Raw genomic sequence first — 18,320 nt, 5'->3', positions numbered from 1 at the left:
GATCTGGTTTCGGCGCTAGCGCAGCAAACAACTAGAGTTATTCCTTATGTGTGAAAACAGACCCTCTACCGCCCCTGACTTCCTCCTGTCCCGCGCGACGGGGTCTGTGCGTACCCAAGGCTCAGTGGCCACCTTCAGCGACGTCAACGCCGCCGTATCTGCTCTGCGTTCCGGCACGGCACCCATGGTTGTCGGCGCGCTTCCCTTCCACAAGGGTGACCCCGCGGCACTAACCGTGCCGCGCAGCATCATCCGCGAGGAGGGCCCCCTCGAACCACACGCCTATTACCGCAGCGGCACGCTCAACGCGCGCGTGACTGGGTTTGACCCAGAGCCGGAGGAGCACCTGCGTCGCATCGAGGCGGCCATTGCCACGATCGAGGCCTCCAAGCTGGATAAGGTGGTGCTTGCACGCGCCGTCGACATTGAGTTCAATGCCCCGGTGGATCCACTCCTCGTTGCCGCGCGGCTGATTGATTTATCTTCCCACCGCGATGGCTTCATCGCAGATCTCACCCCGGCAGGGCGCCCCGGAGCGATGTTCGTGGGCTCCTCGCCGGAAGTGTTGATCAAGAAACAAGGTTCGACGGTCACGGCCTTCCCTTTGGCCGGCTCCGCCCCCCGACAGGCCGATAAGGCACGCGATATCAAAGCGGGCCAAGACCTCCACAACTCCGCAAAGGACCTGCGCGAACATGCTTTCGTGGTAGATCACATCCGCCGTATTCTGCAGCCTTTGTGCGAGACCCTCGATGCTCCCACGGCCCCGCAGCTCACCTCCACCAATGAGATGTGGCATCTGGGCACCCCGATTGCGGGAACCCTCAAGGATTCTGACATCACTGCGCTCGAGTTGGCCGAGTTAGTCTACCCCACCCCTGCTATTTGTGGCACCCCCACTGAGGCCGCACAAGCGCTGATCGAAACCGCTGAAACCGATCGCGGCTTCTACGCCGGCGCGGTGGGCTGGTGCGATGATTCCGGCGACGGCGAATACATGGTAGCCATCCGGTGCGCCGAGGTGGCCGGCGATGGCCTCTCCGCCCGCGCGTGGGCAGGCGGAGGAATCGTCGTGGACTCCGACCCGACGGCCGAACTTCAGGAAACCACGGCTAAGCTGCGCACCATCTTGCGCGCGCTCAACCTTTAGAGCAGCATCTAAGCGCGCTCAATCGGGTTGGCCAGGCTGCCCACGCCGGGGATCTCAATTTCGATGGTATCGCCCGGCACCATCGGTGCCGTGCCAGCCGGGGAACCCGTAGTGATGACATCGCCCGGCAGAAGCGTGTAGGACTGCGAGATCTCAGCGATGATGTGGCCCATCTTCACAATCATCTGATCCGTATTGGAATCCTGCTTCTGCTCACGCTTGCCATCGTGCGTGAGGTAGGCGTTAATCTTCTGGTCATCGAGATTGATGCAGTCCAAGTCCGTCTCAATCCACGGGCCCAGCGGGCAGAAGGTGTCGATGCCCTTCGCACGTGCCCACTGGCCATCCTGGAACTGCAGGTCACGCGAAGAAACATCGTTACAGATCGTGTAGCCAACGACGTGATCGCGCCACTTCTCTGGATCAATATTCTTTGACACCTTGGAGATCACCACGGCGAGCTCCCCCTCGAACTCAACGTTGGTAGCGAACTCCGGAATCTTGATGGGTGCACCGGGGCCAATGACTGCGGTGGAGGGCTTGATAAAGATCGTCGGCGGCAGGTGCTCCGCGGATTCCTTGAAGACCTCCGCCACGTGGTCGGCGTAGTTGCGGCCCAGAGCCACGACCTTGGTGGGCAGGGTCGGCGCCAACAAGCGCACCTCACTCAGCGGCCACTCGCGGCCAGTCGGCTCCGGTGGGGTAAACGGCGTGCCGGAAATTTCCTTAGCCACCAGCTGGTCAAGCGGGGCGTCGGCTGGGCCATCAATGATGGCGAAACAGATACCTTCGGTGTGAGCAATTCGTCCTAAACGCATAACGGCCATACTACTCGCAAGGATTTTTAACTAGCGTTCAGGGGTCTTAAGTAAAGGTTGCAAAGATTTCAATGCTTCTGCGGTCATCAAGCTCCACGACGAGCCCCTTCGCGCAGACCTAGCGCTGGGCAGACCTAGCGCTGGGCGACGTCCCCTAAAGTCACCGCCCGCGTGCGTCCCCGCTGCGCAAGATATAACTCAGCACAGGCCAAGGCATCACTGAGCGCATTGTGGCTTCCATAACGCGGTAGGCCATAACGCGCGCGCACGCGGGGCAGGCGTAGATCCTCGCCGCGCGGATAAGTTCCCATGCGCTCCATGTGGCGCCGCTCGAGTGCAAAGGTATCAACCACGCTCAGGCGCGGGCGCTGCCCAAAGACCTCACGGGAGGCAGCTTCAATGAACCCCACCTCCAAGGCCGCGAAATGCGCGAGTAGCGCGCGTCCCTGCAGAGCCTGGCGCAATTGCGCCACCGCGCTATCTAGCTCCTCACCGGCATCAATGACCTCCTGCGTCAGCAAGTGGACATGTGCATCCTCGGCCACCTGCGCGCCGCGCACCACGGTATAACCGGCACCGGATAAGTCGATGACTCCCCCGTTAACCGGCACCCAGCCAATGGAGACAATCTTTCCTCTTCGCGGGTCTAGACTCGTGGTCTCCATGTCTACGGCAAGCAAATTCAGATCATCGAGCGGGGTGCTTAACCCTGGCGCACCCCAGTCCGCGCGCCGACTCCAGGGGCTCCACATCTAAATATTCCTCACCGGATACTTCGTGGCCAAGGCATTCTGCATCGACTTGATGGCACGGAAAGCATCGCGCAGGTGTTCTCGCTCCATGCGGCCGAGACCCTTGGGGTCGATGTGATAATCCGGCTGCTGGCCTTCCCGCAGCTGGCGGGCTTGATGCTGGAAGGACAGGGACCGCAGGTAGTCGAAGGCGTCGAGAAGCTCCTGCGCGCCCTGTCGGCTCACCGCATTACCGGCCGCTTCCCTGAGCCGCTGGCGCGTGTCCACCACAGTGGATCCGGAAGCCAGTGCGAAGAGACGGGCCATCTGCACGATGCCCGCTGTTCCTCCCTTCTTGATATCGAGAGTGTTTGCGTAGTCACCATCGCGCTCCACCACGAGCCCCCGAAACAAAGTCAGCGGCGGCTCACGGCGCGCGGCCAAGCTAGCCAGGTGGGCGTGCAAGCGCGTTGCCCCTTGACCCATCTCTACGGCAGCAGTGTGAACGTCCCGGCCCAGCGCCTCGCTTCCATAGAGCACCCGGAAGTCGAAGAAAATCTGCGCGTTGAGCAGCGCCTTCGGTTGAGGGTCTCGAATCCACCGACGGAAGGTATCGATCCATTGGGAGCGCGTCATCCGCCACTGAGCAGTCATGGCCATCATGTCCCCAGGACACAGGACCTGCCCGGCGTCGGCTAAGCCCTGGCACACAAAGGAACTAAGCCGCGCGAAATACTCTCCATACTCAGCGGCATCGAAATCATCCGCGAGGACTAGCGCATTATCTTGGTCTGAGGCCAGCGCCATCTCTCGCCTTCCCTGCGAGCCCACGGCCACAAAGGCATACTCCACAGGCGGAGGACCAAGTTCCTCCTCCGCGAGCGTGCACAGGCGCCGTGCCACAGCATCGGCGGCAAGCGTGACCAAGCTCGAGGCTTCCGCCGGTGTCGAGCCGCGCTCCACGAAGCGCCCAGCCAAGCGCGTGGCTTCGTTGAAGGCACCATTCAGCTCTGCAACACTGGAGCGCCGTGAAAGATCCGCCGCAAGGTAGACCGGATCATTGTGCAGCAGCCGGGTAACGTCCGACTGCGTAACAATCCCCTGCAGGGCGCCTTCTTTGACCACCGGCAAATGGTGGATTCCGCGCTCGGCCATGTGCAAGAGTGCTTCCATGGCTGGGGCATCCGCCGATACCGTGAGGGGCTGAGGCGTCATGATCTCCCCCACCGGCGCGGCAGGGTCGCGCTGGGCGGCGAGCACCCGAGTTCGCAGATCGCGGTCGGTCAGGATTCCCGTGAGTCGCTTGTCTGTCTCCTCGCCCGATTCCACGACGAGTAATGAAGAAACGCCATGTTCTGTCATCAGCAGAGCAGCTTCGCGGATGGTGGTTGCGGCTGGCGCCGTCAACACGTCGGTCCGAATGAGCTCCCGCAGCGGCGTGCGGAGCACGTCTGTTGGTGCGGAATCGGTAAGCTCCCGCGCTGCCGCTCGGATCTGACGGGACTGCGCTGAAAAGAAACGCGCGATGTCAGGGTTGCGTTCAGCGAGTTGGCTAAAGGCCTCCTGCTCAAGAGTAAAGACGAGGCTATCCTCCACCGCGACCATCTCATAGGCGGAGACCGGCTCTCCCTGCAATGTGGAGTAGCCAAAAGTAAGGCCAGATTCGCGGCGATCCAGCAACACGTTATCCTCTCCCACCACATCAATCGCACCGGTGCGGATGATGTGGAGATGAGCATTCTCTTCCCCCATCTTTATGGGAATATCCCCACGACGCAGGTAGATCATGCTCAGCTGTGAAGAGAGTGCGGTGAGCTCTTCCTCCGGCAGACGGGAGAAGGGCTCATGCTGTGCGAGGAAGCTAGTGACTTCGTCTATTTCGACGCTCATGCGCCAACCATACAGCGCTAAGCACTGAGCGCGGCGGCGATTCGATCACCAATTTCAGTGGTGCGCGCCTGTGCATCACCGCGGGCGGAAACATCGGCCGCCACGGCCTCTTCGATGCGCACGGCGTTTTCCTCATCACCAAGGTGGCGCAGCAGCATCGCCGCCGACAGGATCGCCGCGGTGGGATCCGCGATGCCCTTGCCCGCGATATCCGGTGCGGAACCGTGAACCGGTTCAAACATGGAGGGGTTAGCGCCGGAGGCGTCAATGTTTCCGGAGGCGGCCAAGCCAATACCGCCGGTCACAGCACCTGCCAAGTCAGTCAGGATGTCGCCAAAGAGGTTATCGGTCACGATGACGTCATAGCGCGCGGGATCGGTGACCATGTAGATGGTTGCGGCGTCGATGTGGTTGTAATCGACGGTAACCTCCGGGAATTCCTGAGCCACCTCGTTCACGGTGCGCTGCCAGAGCCCACCGGCGTTCACCAGGACATTGGTCTTGTGCACCAGTGTCACGTGCTTGCGGCGTCCCATTGCACGCTGGAATGCATCGCGCACCACACGTTCTACTCCGAAACGCGTGTTCTGGGAAACTTCCGAGGCCACCTCATGTTCGGTGCCTTCGCGCAGCGTGCCGCCGTTTCCACAGTACAATCCCTCAGTGCCTTCACGGACGACGACGAAGTCGATATCGCCCGGGTTTGCCAGCGGCGAGGTGGACGTCGGATACAGCTTGGAGGGGCGCAGGTTGACGTGGTGATCCAAGGCAAAACGCATCTTTAGCAGCAGGCCGCGCTCCAGCACGCCGGGTGGAACCTCACCGGGCGCACCGATCGCGCCGAGCAGGATTGCGTCGTGCTCGCGCAGGGAGGCAAAGTCGGCGTCGCTAAGCAGCTCCCCGTTGCGCAGGTAGCGCCTCGCACCGAGGTCATAATCAGTAACCTCGACATCCTGGCGAACCGCACGCAGGACCTTCAATGCCTCCGCGGTTACCTCGGGACCAATGCCGTCGCCGCCAATCACTGCCAGTTTCATTTTGTGGGATTCCTTTCTCACATATTGGATACTTGTGAGGGTACCACCCTCTCGACTCCGGCGACGGCAAAACCCCCGTGAAGAACCGCGGACGATCCTTCACGGGGGCTGCTGCGAAAGGCTTAACGCTGTGGGCTATGCATTCAGGACGAGCTGGCGGCAGGTAGCACCCAGCGCCGCGTTGATTTCGTCGACCAGCTCCTCCGGCACCTCACGTTCGACGCGCAGGATGAGCACAGCATCGGAGGCATCCTTGCCCTGGGTCAGGGCGGCAGCCACGATGTTGATGCCAGCAGCACCCAGCTTGGTGCCCACGGTACCCAGTGCGCCCGGGGCATCCTTGTAGGAGAAGAAGAGGTTGCGGCCGGTAGCGCGCATGTCGACGCCGCGGCCATTGATGCGGATGATCTTCTCCACCCCATCGATTCCGGTCAGAGCGCCAGTCAACTGCGATACCTTGCCGTTGGGGCCAATGACCTTGACCCGCACCGAAGAACGGTGACCCTTCGACTCCACGTTGGTCTTGACATCTACGGTCACGCCGCGGCTTGCGGCGATCTTCATGGCGTTGACGAAAGTAACGGTCTCCGAAACCACGCCGGAGAACACACCGCGAACGGCAGACAAACCAAGCGCAGAGACTTCTTCATTGGCTAGCTCGCCACAAGCCTCCACCTCGATGGCGACGGGCGCAGCACCCAGGAGGTTTCCTGCAACGAGACCCAGCTTGCGCGTCAGATCCAGCCAGCCGGATACTTCCTCGCCAACCTTGCCGCCCTCAACGTTGACGGCGTCGGCCACAAACTCACCGGCCAGCGCCTTCAAGACCGACGCGGCTACGTCGGTACCTGCACGGTCCTGCGCTTCTACCGTGGAAGCACCCAGGTGCGGTGACACGGTGACCTGTGGGAGTTCGAAGAGCGGGGAATCCGTGCACGGCTCGGAAGCATAAACATCGAAACCGGCGCCGCGGTGGTGCCCCGACTTGATGGACTCAGCCAGCGCAGCCTCATCCACGAGGCCGCCGCGGGCGGCGTTGATGATGATCTGCCCCTTCTTAGCCTTAGCCAGGAGTTCAGCATCAAACATGCCGGCGGTCTCCGGCGTCTTGGGCAGGTGAATGGTCACGAAATCAGAGCGCGACATGAGCTCTTCAAGGCTCACTAGCTCCACGCCCAGCGCCGCTGCGCGAGCCGGGTTGGCATAAGGATCGTGGGCGATGACGGTGGTCTCAAAAGCCAGCAAGCGCTGTGCGAAGAGCTGGCCGATGTGGCCGAAGCCCACGATGCCGATGGTCTTGCCATAGATCTCGACGCCCTTGAAGGAGGAACGCTTCCACTCGCCCTGGCGCAGGGACTGATCTGCTGCCGGCACCTGGCGGGCGGTGGCTAGAAGCAGCGCGATGGCCTGCTCACAAGCGGAGTGAATGTTGGAGGTCGGCGCGTTAACAACCATGACGCCTCGCTCGGTGGCAGCGGGGATATCAACATTATCCAAACCGACACCAGCGCGGCCCACGATCTTCAGGTTCTCTGCGGCGGCCAGCACCTCCGCATCCACGGTCGTGGCAGAGCGGACGAGGAGGGCGTCAGCCTCCGGCACCGCGGCGAGCAGCTCCGCGCGATTTGGACCATCTACCCAGCGGACCTCGACGGTGTCCCCGAGAGCATCGACGGTGGATTCTGCAAGCTTATCGGCGATAAGAACGACCGGCTTCGACATAACTTCCTTTACTAGTCAGAATTGGAGATGCCGAGAAGTGTAGTTTATTCTTTCCAGCCCTGAGTGATTTTATGCGTGAATTCTGTCACCGAACCGAATTCCGGCCCAAGGGCCACGATCGGCCCGTCTGATAGCCCCGCTGTAATCGCCGCGCCAGCCTTCGTCGCCGTCGGATCCGGGTCCTCCATCACGAACACCGTACCGCCATATGCGGTGGCATTCACCACATTGGCCAAGGGACTATCTTTCGTCGCCACGATAACCGGTGCCATTTGCGCATCACGGCGCGCTTGCGCGGGAATCGCCGGCATCTTTTCCTTAGTGAGGTGCTGCGGCAGCGGCTCCCACGCGGCCTTGAGCTCCGTTTTCGTGGAGGAATCCAAGCGCGCGATGTTATCAACCATGCGCTCACGGTTCATCACCACTTTGGAATCAAAACGAAAAGCCGTGTACTCCCCCAACGCCTTGGTGTTTCCTGGGTCGTGGATGACCTCGCGTTGCCCGTTCTGCCTAGCCCACGGGACGTTGCCGATAACCAGAATTTGGTCCACATCAAGGTCATTGAGCAGTTGTGAAATTTGTGGGCGGATCGAGGCATCGTAGGTCACCATGGGAACGCGCTGCGACACGCTCAACGTCGCCGCCCGCAAGGCCGCAGCATCTGTCTCCTCGGCGAGGATCAGCGTATTGCTCTCCTTGAAGAATAAGCGTGCCGAGTCTATTCCCCAGCGGTCCCCAACAACGGTGACTTCATTGGCGAATTGCGGATCAATGAGCCGCAGGCGGTTTTCCTCGCTCGCCCGGGCCAGGTCAATTTCTGACTCAGGGAGGGCGGTGATGTCTTGCGTTAAGACGGGCTCACCGCGTCCCAGCGATGAGCACCCCACAACCCCCAGCGCGGTCATGCCCAGCAGCAGCACCGTGGACACGACCTTTAGCCCACGTGGAGATGGAACCTTAACGAGCAAAGGCCTGCGGCCCCTCCTCGCCACCAGAGAGGTTCGCCTCGTCCACGTCACGCACTACCTGTTTGTTGAGCGCGTATTCAACGATGCCGACAAAGCGCTCGCGGCGGTCAGCAAAGAACTGGTGCACAGTCTTCGCCGTCAACAGCTCCGGCTCCAGTTCGTGGGAGGCCAGCACGCTATCAAACTCAGCATCCTCCATGATCGATTTCGACTGCACACGCGGAAGGTAGCGCTCGGGCGAATGCCCATCGATGACAACCTCGGTGCGCTTGCCCATCGGAGTGCGGTTCAGCACGGAGTTTGCCAGGACGCCGCTGACGCCGTGGCGCTCGCACCAGCGAAGCGGGAAGACGGGGAAGAAGCCCGGCTGCAGCTCCTCAAAGCTATGGCGGTTAAACGGACGGCCCGTACGCCAGTCCTTCGCGCCACGAGCCATGAGCAGGGCATACAGACCATGCCACACCCCGTCGTGCTCCCCTACCGAAAACAGGCGGGACTCGCGGAAGGAGGCATCACGGACGGTCTTCGGAACATCCTCGGTGTCGCCAGCGACCCATGCGGTGACCTCGTCAACATCGCGCGCTGCGCGTAGCTTCACGGCGGAGGAGCCGTAAAGCTCACCAAAGACGCCGCTCCAGAACCACTGATTAAGTCGGTCCCAGGCATCCTGACTCGACAGCACGCCCTTCTTCTCAGCCAGACGCGCCAGAATAACCGCCAGCGGAATGATCTGCTCGGAATAAGGAACCTGCTCAAGGGATAGTATGCAACGCTCAGCCAGGAACTCTGCGACTTCGCGGAAAGTAATCACCAGGGTCTGCGAAGCCTTGCGGTATTCGGCGAGCGAGAGCTGCAGGATGTCTTCGCGCTGGCCGCCGGCATTGCCCTTCTCCCCCGACACCAACAGCGATACTGCCGAGAGGAATTCATTTCGGCCAATGCCGTCGAGCGCTGGGAAGGCACGTAGCTGCTTCTCGACGCCTGCCCAGTCCTCCGCCAAGTGGAAGTCCGGGTCCTCGGAGGCAAAGACTGCCGTGAGGAGGTCGAAGACATCCATCTGTAATCCGGCCGAGTTCACCTGGGCAAAGATGGAGCCGATACCAGCGCTGGCCGTCTCGCGGGAAAGGCGAATCATCGGCACAGTGTAGCCGGACAGCGGGCGCAGGATGCGGTTATTGAAAGCGGCGACGACATCGCGGTTGGCGCCATCGTTGGCAGCGGCGAGCTCGAAGAGCATGCTGGTGCCCTCCTCGCTCAGCAGCGCGGAGACGGGAATGCAGCATGCTTGAACCGCGGCCTCGCGGCTGTTCAGAGAATCGTCGAGGTCCGGCGCGAAGTGAGAGCGCAGCTCGCCGTGCTGATTGATGGCGAAGACTGCTTCATCCGGCATGATGTCTTCAGAAGTGGCTTTGTGCAGGTCCACAAAGTACTTGCGGGAGACCTTCTTGGAGCGGAAGTCTGTGGTATCAACAAAACCCTCACCACGGAAGCAGTGGTACAGAGTGGTCAGCCTCTGCTGGCCATCGAGCAACAGCAAGCCCGGGTTTACCCCGGTGTTGGGCGCACCCGCGAGCGGCCGCGGCCGAAAGCGCATGGCCTCGTTGCGGGTATCCAAGGCCATGAACGCGCCGAGTGGGTAGCCGCGCAGCACAGTGACGATCAGCGATCTGATGCGGTCCTCATCCCAGGCATAGGAGCGCTGAAAGTCTGGAAGCTGAATATCACCGCGATCGATGCGTGCGAAGAGGTCATTAAGGTCATAGCTTGGCGTAGAGAAACCCATGGCTTCGAGCCTACCGCCAAATGTGGGAACGTGCCCGTTTATGCGCGAACATCACAAAACTAAAGAATCCCGCTGACCAATGGCCAACGGGATCCTTTAGGCGTAGCGCAGTTTATGCAGTTGCGTCCAGCGGATTCTTCACCCAGCTCATGAGATCGCGCAGCTGGGAGCCAGTCTGCTCGATCGGGTGGGAGTTCACCTTGGCGCGCAGATCCTCGAGCTCCTTGTTGCCACCCTCAACGTTGGCGACGAGGCGCTTGACGAAAGTGCCGTCCTGAATATCGGTGAGGACATCCTTCATGCGCTCCTTCACGGAAGCGTCGATGACGCGCGGTCCGGAAAGGTAGCCGCCGAACTCCGCGGTGTCGGAGCAGGAGTAGTTCATGTTCTTGATGCCGCCCTCAACGATGAGATCAACGATGAGCTTCAGCTCGTGGCAGACCTCAAAGTAAGCCATCTCCGGCTCGTAGCCAGCCTCGGTAAGAACTTCGAAGCCGTTCATGATCAGGTACTCCACGCCACCACACAGGACGGCCTGCTCACCGAAGAGGTCGGTCTCAGTCTCATCCTTGAAGGTCGTCGGGATAACACCGGCGCGGGCACCGCCGATGGCTGCGGCGTAGGACAGGGTCAGCTCACGCCCCTCGCCCTTCGGATCCTGCTCGGTGGCAATCAGGCAAGGAACGCCCTTACCGTCAACGAACTGGCGGCGAACCAGGTGGCCCGGTCCCTTCGGAGCGACCATACCGATGGTGATGTTCTCCGCCGGCTTGATCAGACCGAAGTGGATATTGAGGCCGTGGCCGAAGAACAGCGCGTTGCCGTCCTCCAGGTTCGGCTCGATGTCCTCAGTGAAGATGGCAGCCTGGGAGGTATCCGGCGCCAGCAGCATGATGACATCAGCCCACTTGGCAGCCTCGGCATTGGTGAGAACCTTGAAGCCAGCCTCCTCTGCCTTCTCGCGGGACTTGGAACCTTCGCGCAGGCCGATGGCAACCTCAACGCCGGAGTCACGCAGGTTCATTGCGTGGGCGTGGCCCTGGGAGCCGTAGCCAATGATGGCCACCTTGCGGCCCTGGATGATGGTCAGGTCTGCATCAGAATCGTACAGAGTCTCAATAGCCATGTTTGATGTTCCTTTTCTCTTTGGGTTCGTGAGCACTACGCATCCAGTAGTAACTCTGTCTATTGAATTTGTATCACACTTTGGGACGGAGCGCCCACATTGTGAGATTTTTTATTTGCTTGGTGCCATCGCCTTTGGGCCACGACCCAGCGCGACATTTCCGGACTGCACCAGTTCGCGGATGCCGAAGGGCTCAAGGACGTCGAGAAGCGCCTGCAGCTTGCCGGGCGTTCCGGTGGCCTCCACCACCACGGACTCCGGCGATACATCCACGATGCGAGCGCGGAAGATGTTCACCGCGTCCACCACCTGGGGGCGGTTCGAGTTATCCGCAGCCACCTTGACCAGCATGATGGCGCGAGCAATGGTGTTTTCTTCCTCCAGCTCCACCACCTTAAGCACCGGAACGATCTTGTTGAGCTGCTTCGTCACCTGTTCGATAACAACCTCGGAGGCGTCCACAACGATGGTTAAGCGGTTGATCCCCTCGGTTTCGGTACGGGCGGAAACGAGCGAGATGAGGTTATAACCGCGGCGGGTGAACATACCGGTCACGCGGGAAATGATGCCCTCAATATCTTGGACGCGCACAGACAGGATGTGGCGAGTGATGTCGTCTTTAGCCATTGCTCTTAGGCCTCCTCGAGGGATTCGTGGATATCGGCCGGTTCCTCGGCCGCGGACTCATTTTCATCAAACAGCGGGCGCAGACCCAGGGCGTACTGGATTTCCTCATTGGAGGCACCGCCGCCAATCATCGGCCACACCTGGGCGTCCTGGCCCACGATGAAGTCAATGACCACAGGCCTGTCATTGATTGAGCGCGCACGTTCAATCGCCGGGCCAATCTCCTCTGCCGTGGTGACGCGAATGGATTCGCAGCCCAGGGCCTCGCTGAGCTTGACGAAGTCCGGGACGTACTCATCGTGCTCACGCAGCTTGGTATGGGAGTACTTGTTCTCATAGAACAGCGTCTGCCACTGGCGCACCATGCCCAGGTTGCCGTTATTAATGACAGCGACTTTGACGGGGAACCCTTCCACCGCGGCGGTGGTGAGCTCCTGGTTGGTCATCTGGAAACAGCCATCTCCGTCGATTGCCCAGACCTCTCGCTCCGGGCAGGCAGCCTTTGCTCCGAGCGCTGCGGGCACCGCGTAGCCCATCGTGCCGGCGCCACCGGAGTTGATCCAGCTGCGCGGCTGCTCGAAGTCAAGGAACTGCGCCGACCACATCTGGTGCTGGCCCACGCCCGCGCAGTAAATGGCCTCCGGGCCCACAATTGCGCTGAGCTGCTGAATGACCTCTTGCGGGTTGAGCAGACCGTCTGCTGTCGGCTCGAAACCGCGCGGGAAGCGGCTCTGCAGATCCCCCAAGTACTCCATCCACGGCCCAATGCGCGGGGCATCCAGCTCCGCGTCATTGGCATAAGCCTTGGTCAGGCGCAGAAGCACCTCGCGGGCATCACCCACGATGGGAACCGCTACCTCACGGATCTTGCCAATCTCCGCCGGATCGATGTCGGCGTGGATAACCTCGGCATGGGGAGCGAAAGTATCGGTATCACCAGTCACACGATCATCGAAGCGTGCGCCCACCGCAATAATGAGGTCCGCGCGCTGCAGCGCCGCCACCGCCGGCACCGTGCCGTGCATACCGGGCATACCCATGTGCTGCGGATGCTTATCCGGGAAGGCACCGAGAGCCATAAGCGTGGTCACCACCGGGATTCCGGTCAGCTCAGCGAATTCGCGCAGCTCGCGGGAAGCCTCGGCCTTGATGACACCGCCGCCAACATAGAGCACAGGGCGCTCGGCGCGAGCAATACGCTGGACAGCTTGGGTAATCTGGCGCGGGTGCGGGGTCGTAGTGGGCTTGTAGCCAGGCAAATCCGGCATGACCGGACCCGAGTACTCCATCAGCGCGTTCTGCACGTCCTTCGGAATATCCACGAGGACCGGTCCTGGACGGCCACTGGAGGCCAAATGGAAAGCTGCTGCAATCGCACTGGGGATATCCTCGGCCTTGGTGACGATGAAGTTGTGCTTCGTAATCGGCATCGTCACGCCGCGGATATCAGCCTCCTGGAAGGCGTCGGTGCCCAGCAATGAACTGCCGACCTGTCCGGTAATAGCCACGACGGGCACGGAGTCTAGGTTGGCATCCGCCAGCGGGGTCACAAGGTTGGTGGCACCCGGGCCGGAGGTGGCAATCATGACGCCGACCTTTCCGGATGCCTGCGCATAGCCTTCTGCTGCATGGCCAGCTCCCTGCTCGTGGCGGGTGAGCACGTGGCGCAGCTTCGTGGATTCAAACAGGGCGTCGTACAGCGGAAGCACGGCGCCGCCCGGAATGCCGAAGACCAGCTCGGTGCCCAAATCTTCGAGGGTACGGACAATGGCGTGTGCGCCCGTGATGCGCTCGGGCGCCCGCTGTGGCGGTGTGGAAGCTGTCACGGTTGGTGTGCTCCTTTAGTGGGGGTGGATATCGGAGAGATCATCCAACGAATAACGCCCCCGTCTTTCCTTCCTGGGTGTGAAGGTAACGGGGGCGCATGCTGGTCGACGTCACTAGCGGACTCGCTACGGCTCGCGCCGCCCGGGTACTACTACGAGGTGAAGTCGAATAATGATCATGGGATAAACTGTACACTGATAGAAACGCCACCGCAGGCCTTTACCCCCATTTTTGGGATCTATTTCTCATTTAGCGAGATTCCACAGGTGGGGCGGTTCGCCACCGCGCCATATTGTCAATTACGATGACCCACTATGACGTCCTCACACCCGCAGAACGCATCTTCTCGCGCCGAACACCCCACGGCCGAAACGTTCAAGCCCACTCGCGAACACCTCCTCGGCATCGGCATCCTCGCCGCCATCGCTTTCCTCAGCATTGGCTGGGCCCCGAAGTACCTCTTCTGGATTCTCATCTTCCCCGTGCTGGCCATCTGGTGGGTCCTGCGGGCCCGCACCACCGTGGACAGCACGGGCATCCACATCACCTATGGCTTCCGCGGCCCCAAGCACATCGAGTGGAAAGACTTCCAAGGAATCGGTTTCCAGCGCTCGAAAGCCTATGCCCGCACGACGAAGGGCGATAACTTCAACCTGCCGGGAGTGACTTTCAACTCCCTCCCCCGCCTCGCTGCCGCTTCCAATGGGCGCATCCCCGACGCCCTGAGCGCTGGCCGTGACGCCGCCGATGACAAGGTGGTCATCGTCCACCGCGATGGCCAACAGATCCTCCTCACCAAGGAGGAATACGCCGAGTACCTCGAGAAACACCCCGAACTGAAGGATTAACCATGTACCCTCTCCGCTCTAAAGTCACCACCGTTGGCCGCCAGGCGTCCGGTGCGCGCGCACTGTGGCGCGCTACAGGCTCCAAGGAGAGTGACTTTGGCAAGCCGATCGTTGCCATCGCCAATTCCTTTACCCAGTTCGTTCCCGGCCACGTTCACCTCAAAAACGTCGGCGACATCGTGGCCGATGCCGTCCGCGAAGCCGGCGGCGTACCGAAGGAATTCAACACCATTGCTGTTGACGATGGCATCGCCATGGGCCACAGCGGCATGCTTTACTCCCTGCCCTCGCGAGAGATCATCTCCGATTCCATCGAGTACATGGTCAATGCCCACACTGCCGACGCGCTGGTGTGCATCTCCAACTGCGACAAGATCACCCCGGGCATGCTGAATGCCGCGCTGCGCCTTAACATCCCCACCATCTTTGTGTCTGGTGGCCCGATGGAAGCCGGCAAGGCCGTTGTCGTTGACGGCGTGGCACACGCACCGACGGATCTGATTACGGCCATCACGGCGTCGGCAAGCGATGCCGTCTCCGACGAGGGCTTGACCCGGGTGGAGGAATCCGCCTGCCCCACCTGTGGTTCCTGCTCCGGCATGTTCACCGCCAATTCCATGAACTGCCTCACTGAGGCGCTCGGCCTCGCCCTGCCGGGAAACGGCACCACGCTGGCTACCCACAGCGCCCGCCGCGATCTCTTCGAGCAGGCTGGCCGCACCATCGTGGACCTGTGCCGACGCTACTACGGCGAAGAAGACGACGCCGTTCTCCCCCGCTCTATCGCCACCAAGGAAGCCTTCAGCAACGCCATGGCACTGGACATGGCCATGGGCGGTTCCACCAACACCATCCTCCACACGCTGGCCGCCGCGCAGGAGGGCGAGGTGGACTTCACCCTCGAGGACATCAACGAGATCTCCTACCGCGTGCCCTGCCTGTCCAAGGTGGCGCCCAACGGCACCTACCACATCGAGGATGTGCACCGCGCCGGCGGTATCCCCGCCATCTTGGGTGAGCTGCGCCGCGCCGGCCACTTGAACCTCAAGGTCCACACCGCGCTCTACGACAACGCCGAGGAGTGGCTCGATGATTGGGATATCCGCGGCGGCAAGGCCACGGAAGCCGCTCTCGAGCTTTTCCACGCCGCACCCGGCGGTGTGCGCACCACCGAGCCCTTCAGCCAGTCCAACCGCTGGGATGAGCTGGATACTGATGCTGCCAATGGCTGCATCCACGACGCCGAGCGCGCCTTTTCCTCTGACGGCGGCCTGGTTGTCCTGCGCGGTAACCTCGCCCCCAACGGAGCCATTGTCAAGGCCGCCGGCGTGGAGGAAGAGCTATGGACCTTTACCGGCCCGGCCCGCGTGGTGGAATCCCAGGAAGAGGCCGTGTCCATCATCCTGAAGAAGGAAGTCCAGCCTGGCGATGTCATCGTCATCCGCTACGAGGGCCCCGCTGGTGGCCCCGGTATGCAGGAGATGCTGCACCCGACCTCCTTCCTCAAGGGCTCCGGCTTGGGCAAGGCCTGCGCCTTGATTACCGACGGCCGCTTCTCCGGTGGCACCTCTGGCCTCTCGATTGGCCACATCTCCCCCGAGGCTGCTCACGGCGGGCTTATCGGTCTCGTGGAGAACGGTGACCCCATCACCATCAACATCCGCGAGCGCCAGCTCACCCTCGACGTTGACGAAGAAGTCTTGGAGCGCCGCCGCGCCACCGAGGAGCAGCGCGAGAAGCCCTGGACCCCAAAGGAGCGCAACCGCCCGGTCACCAAGGCACTGCGCGCCTATGCCAACATGGCCACGTCCGCTGACCGTGGTGCGGTGCGCGTGGTGGATGGCTACGTCAATTAGAGTATGGGGCGATGAATTTCGCCACTAACGCCGCAAGGCGCACACTCCTGACCGCCGCCGGGCTCATCGTTGGCCTGGTGGGCGTCATCCGCCACGTCCTCCATACGGACTTTCCGGTCGACATGATCATTTACCGTGAGGGCGTCCGCGCCTTCATGGAGGGCCGCTCAGTCTATTCGGAGCCCATGTACGCCGGGGATTTGGCGCTCCCCTTTATCTACCCACCCTTCGGGGCGCTGGTTATGGTGCCGCTGACTGCCTTTGACTGGATGAGCGATTCGCTCGCCGGCGATATCATGATCGTCCTCTCAGACGGCCTGGTCTTTGCCTGTCTCTACGCGATCTTCCGCGCCCTCAAGGTGCCGCACCTGTGGCCCACCGTGGCGATCGCGTGGGCCGCGGCCATGTTCTTTGAACCCATCCGCCTCAACAACGGTTTTGCACAGATCAACATCGTCATCATGGCGCTGGTCATCTTCGATCTGATCCCGCGCAAGCGCAAGCTTCCGCAAGGCTGGCTGATAGGACTCGCGGCAGCCATCAAGATCACCCCCTTGGCCATGCTGCTCTACTTCCTGCTGCGCCGCGAATGGAAGCCAATCCTCACAGCCTTCGCCTCCGCCGTCCTGGCTACCCTGTTGGCCGCGGTTTACCGCTGGGAGGCCTTTGTCGAATTCTTCACCTCGAAGCTTCTCGATATGGGCAAGGGCGCAGACTTCGGTGTGGCCACGGACTATCAGTCCAATTCCTCGCTCAAGGGTGTCATCCAGCGACTCTTCACCTCCCAAGAGGCCATGGACAACCACGGCACGCTCATCAACATGCTGTGGCTGGTCGCAGCGCTCACCGTCATCGGTCTTGGCTCAGCCCTCATCTTGGTGCAGATGCGGCGCGGCTTGCTTGTCGACGCCCACCTCACCACCGCCACCACCATGCTGCTCATCTCCCCCGTTTCGTGGTCGCACCACTGGGTATGGCTGTCCCTCATCGTCCCCGTTCTGGTCTACCGCGCCTGGTCCTGGCGCAATTCCACCTGGGTCGCCGGCAGCTTGCTGGCTGTGCTGGCTGCCTGGGCGGGCATGCTGCTCACCGTTCCGCCGAAGTGGTGGTTTGGTGACAGCATCGATGTCCACGTGATGCCGCTGTATCAGAAGTTCTTGGTCGATGACTTCGTGTGGCTGGCGCTTCTCAGCTGGATTCTCTACGCCATCTGCCTCAAGGTTCAGGGCATTCCAACAGACAAGCCACAAACCGAGCTCGCTACAGCCCCAGCCAGCTAAGCCCCGAAACGCAAACTGCCCGTTCTGCCAAAGTTATGCGCCGCCATTGCGGCGCGAGGGATAACTTTGTCAATAAGGGCACCTCAGCGACGCCGTACTATGCGCGCATCTCAGCCCTCGGCTAAAGCCTTGAGTGCTGCCAAGTGACCGTCGAAGGCGATCTTGCCTTGCTCAGTCAATGCGACCCACACCGAGTCCTTAGCGCGGCTGGTGCCGTATTCGCGGAAGCGAGTCACGTAGCCGGCTTGTTCTAGCGCTCCGAGCTGCTTGGACAGGGTGGCGTCGGAAAGCTCCGTGCGATCGCGCAACATAGCGAATTTCATCTCACGGTTTACCTCCCCACCCTGCGTGGCGCCAAAGGCATTGAGCGTGGCGCAGATTTTAAAGCGGTTGAGCGGGTGGATTATCGGATCGAGGTCACTCATCGCGACATCCTATTCAGCGCACCGGTGTGCAGCATCCAGAAAGCCGCTAGGCTGCACAGCACGCCCGCGACGCACGAAGCAACAATGTGCCCTTCAACAAAGGGATTGAACAGTGCCGGCAGGATCATGAATCCCAAGCCCGCAAAATACCGCCAGGTGATACTCCGTGACGCATGCGGATCCACCTTTTGACGCATCGAATCCCGTACCCCCTTGCGGTAATAGAGCGCCA

15 protein-coding genes are annotated in these 18,320 nt (G+C 61.3%); 4 read left to right on the top strand and 11 right to left on the bottom strand.

Annotated elements, in window-relative coordinates; all coding sequences use genetic code 11:
* Positions 1-46 precede the first annotated feature (46 nt).
* Positions 47-1,150 carry an isochorismate synthase gene (locus tag CAURI_RS05950; RefSeq protein WP_012715010.1) on the top strand — a complete coding sequence of 368 codons (1,104 nt, stop codon included), beginning with the start codon at positions 47-49 and terminating at the stop codon, positions 1,148-1,150.
* 8 nt (positions 1,151-1,158) lie between these two features.
* Here CAURI_RS05950 and CAURI_RS05945 read toward each other — a convergent pair whose 3' ends face one another.
* The 10 genes from CAURI_RS05945 to CAURI_RS05900 form a co-directional block, all read right to left on the bottom strand.
* Complete coding sequence (locus tag CAURI_RS05945; RefSeq protein ID WP_010186887.1) at positions 1,159-1,968, bottom strand: fumarylacetoacetate hydrolase family protein; 810 nt, start codon at positions 1,966-1,968, stop codon at positions 1,159-1,161.
* 134 nt (positions 1,969-2,102) lie between these two features.
* The gene (locus tag CAURI_RS05940; protein ID WP_012715008.1) at positions 2,103-2,720 is read right to left on the bottom strand and encodes an exonuclease domain-containing protein; all 618 of its coding nucleotides are present in this window, start codon (positions 2,718-2,720) and stop codon (positions 2,103-2,105) included.
* Positions 2,721-4,589, bottom strand: coding sequence for a DUF294 nucleotidyltransferase-like domain-containing protein (locus CAURI_RS05935; protein WP_010186891.1), 1,869 nt, complete (start codon positions 4,587-4,589; stop codon positions 2,721-2,723). It abuts the gene before it with no gap.
* 17 nt (positions 4,590-4,606) lie between these two features.
* Positions 4,607-5,626 carry a 3-isopropylmalate dehydrogenase gene (locus CAURI_RS05930; protein ID WP_010186893.1) on the bottom strand — a complete coding sequence of 340 codons (1,020 nt, stop codon included), beginning with the start codon at positions 5,624-5,626 and terminating at the stop codon, positions 4,607-4,609.
* 135 nt (positions 5,627-5,761) lie between these two features.
* On the bottom strand, positions 5,762-7,348 hold the full coding sequence (gene serA, locus CAURI_RS05925) for a phosphoglycerate dehydrogenase (protein WP_010186895.1): 1,587 nt from the start codon (positions 7,346-7,348) through the stop codon (positions 5,762-5,764).
* A 44-nt stretch (positions 7,349-7,392) separates the two neighbouring features.
* Positions 7,393-8,277: a hypothetical protein gene (locus CAURI_RS05920; RefSeq protein ID WP_012715007.1), complete on the bottom strand. Its 885-nt coding sequence runs from the start codon at positions 8,275-8,277 to the stop codon at positions 7,393-7,395.
* Positions 8,278-8,305: 28 nt separating this feature from the next.
* Positions 8,306-10,099, bottom strand: a complete 1,794-nt coding sequence (locus tag CAURI_RS05915) for a GmrSD restriction endonuclease domain-containing protein (protein ID WP_010186899.1) — start codon at positions 10,097-10,099, stop codon at positions 8,306-8,308.
* A gap of 112 nt (positions 10,100-10,211) precedes the next feature.
* Positions 10,212-11,225 (bottom strand): ketol-acid reductoisomerase, encoded by a 1,014-nt coding sequence (ilvC, locus tag CAURI_RS05910; protein ID WP_010186905.1) that lies wholly within the window; start codon positions 11,223-11,225, stop codon positions 10,212-10,214.
* Between the two features lie 111 nt (positions 11,226-11,336).
* Positions 11,337-11,852 (bottom strand): acetolactate synthase small subunit, encoded by a 516-nt coding sequence (gene ilvN, locus CAURI_RS05905; protein WP_010186907.1) that lies wholly within the window; start codon positions 11,850-11,852, stop codon positions 11,337-11,339.
* Between the two features lie 5 nt (positions 11,853-11,857).
* A complete protein-coding gene (locus tag CAURI_RS05900) occupies positions 11,858-13,678 on the bottom strand; it encodes an acetolactate synthase large subunit (protein ID WP_010186911.1) in 1,821 nt (606 codons plus the stop codon).
* A 315-nt stretch (positions 13,679-13,993) separates the two neighbouring features.
* Between CAURI_RS05900 and CAURI_RS05895 the strand changes: the two genes are divergently transcribed.
* From CAURI_RS05895 to CAURI_RS05885, 3 genes are read left to right on the top strand one after another with little or no spacing between them, the layout of a single operon-like run.
* Positions 13,994-14,527: a PH domain-containing protein gene (locus tag CAURI_RS05895; RefSeq protein WP_010186912.1), complete on the top strand. Its 534-nt coding sequence runs from the start codon at positions 13,994-13,996 to the stop codon at positions 14,525-14,527.
* A 2-nt stretch (positions 14,528-14,529) separates the two neighbouring features.
* Positions 14,530-16,383, top strand: coding sequence for a dihydroxy-acid dehydratase (gene ilvD, locus CAURI_RS05890; RefSeq protein WP_010186914.1), 1,854 nt, complete (start codon positions 14,530-14,532; stop codon positions 16,381-16,383).
* An 11-nt stretch (positions 16,384-16,394) separates the two neighbouring features.
* Positions 16,395-17,663: a glycosyltransferase family 87 protein gene (locus CAURI_RS05885; RefSeq protein WP_010186916.1), complete on the top strand. Its 1,269-nt coding sequence runs from the start codon at positions 16,395-16,397 to the stop codon at positions 17,661-17,663.
* Between the two features lie 110 nt (positions 17,664-17,773).
* On the opposite strand, the gene CAURI_RS05880 is transcribed toward CAURI_RS05885, so the two are convergent.
* Positions 17,774-18,088: a transcriptional regulator gene (locus CAURI_RS05880; protein WP_010186920.1), complete on the bottom strand. Its 315-nt coding sequence runs from the start codon at positions 18,086-18,088 to the stop codon at positions 17,774-17,776.
* Positions 18,089-18,320 lie beyond the last annotated feature (232 nt).

This window comes from Corynebacterium aurimucosum ATCC 700975, from assembly GCF_000022905.1.
Classification (GTDB): Bacteria; Actinomycetota; Actinomycetes; order Mycobacteriales; family Mycobacteriaceae; genus Corynebacterium; species Corynebacterium aurimucosum_F.
Note: the sequence above shows the minus strand (reverse complement) of the source record. Positions and strands in the feature narration are given on the sequence as shown.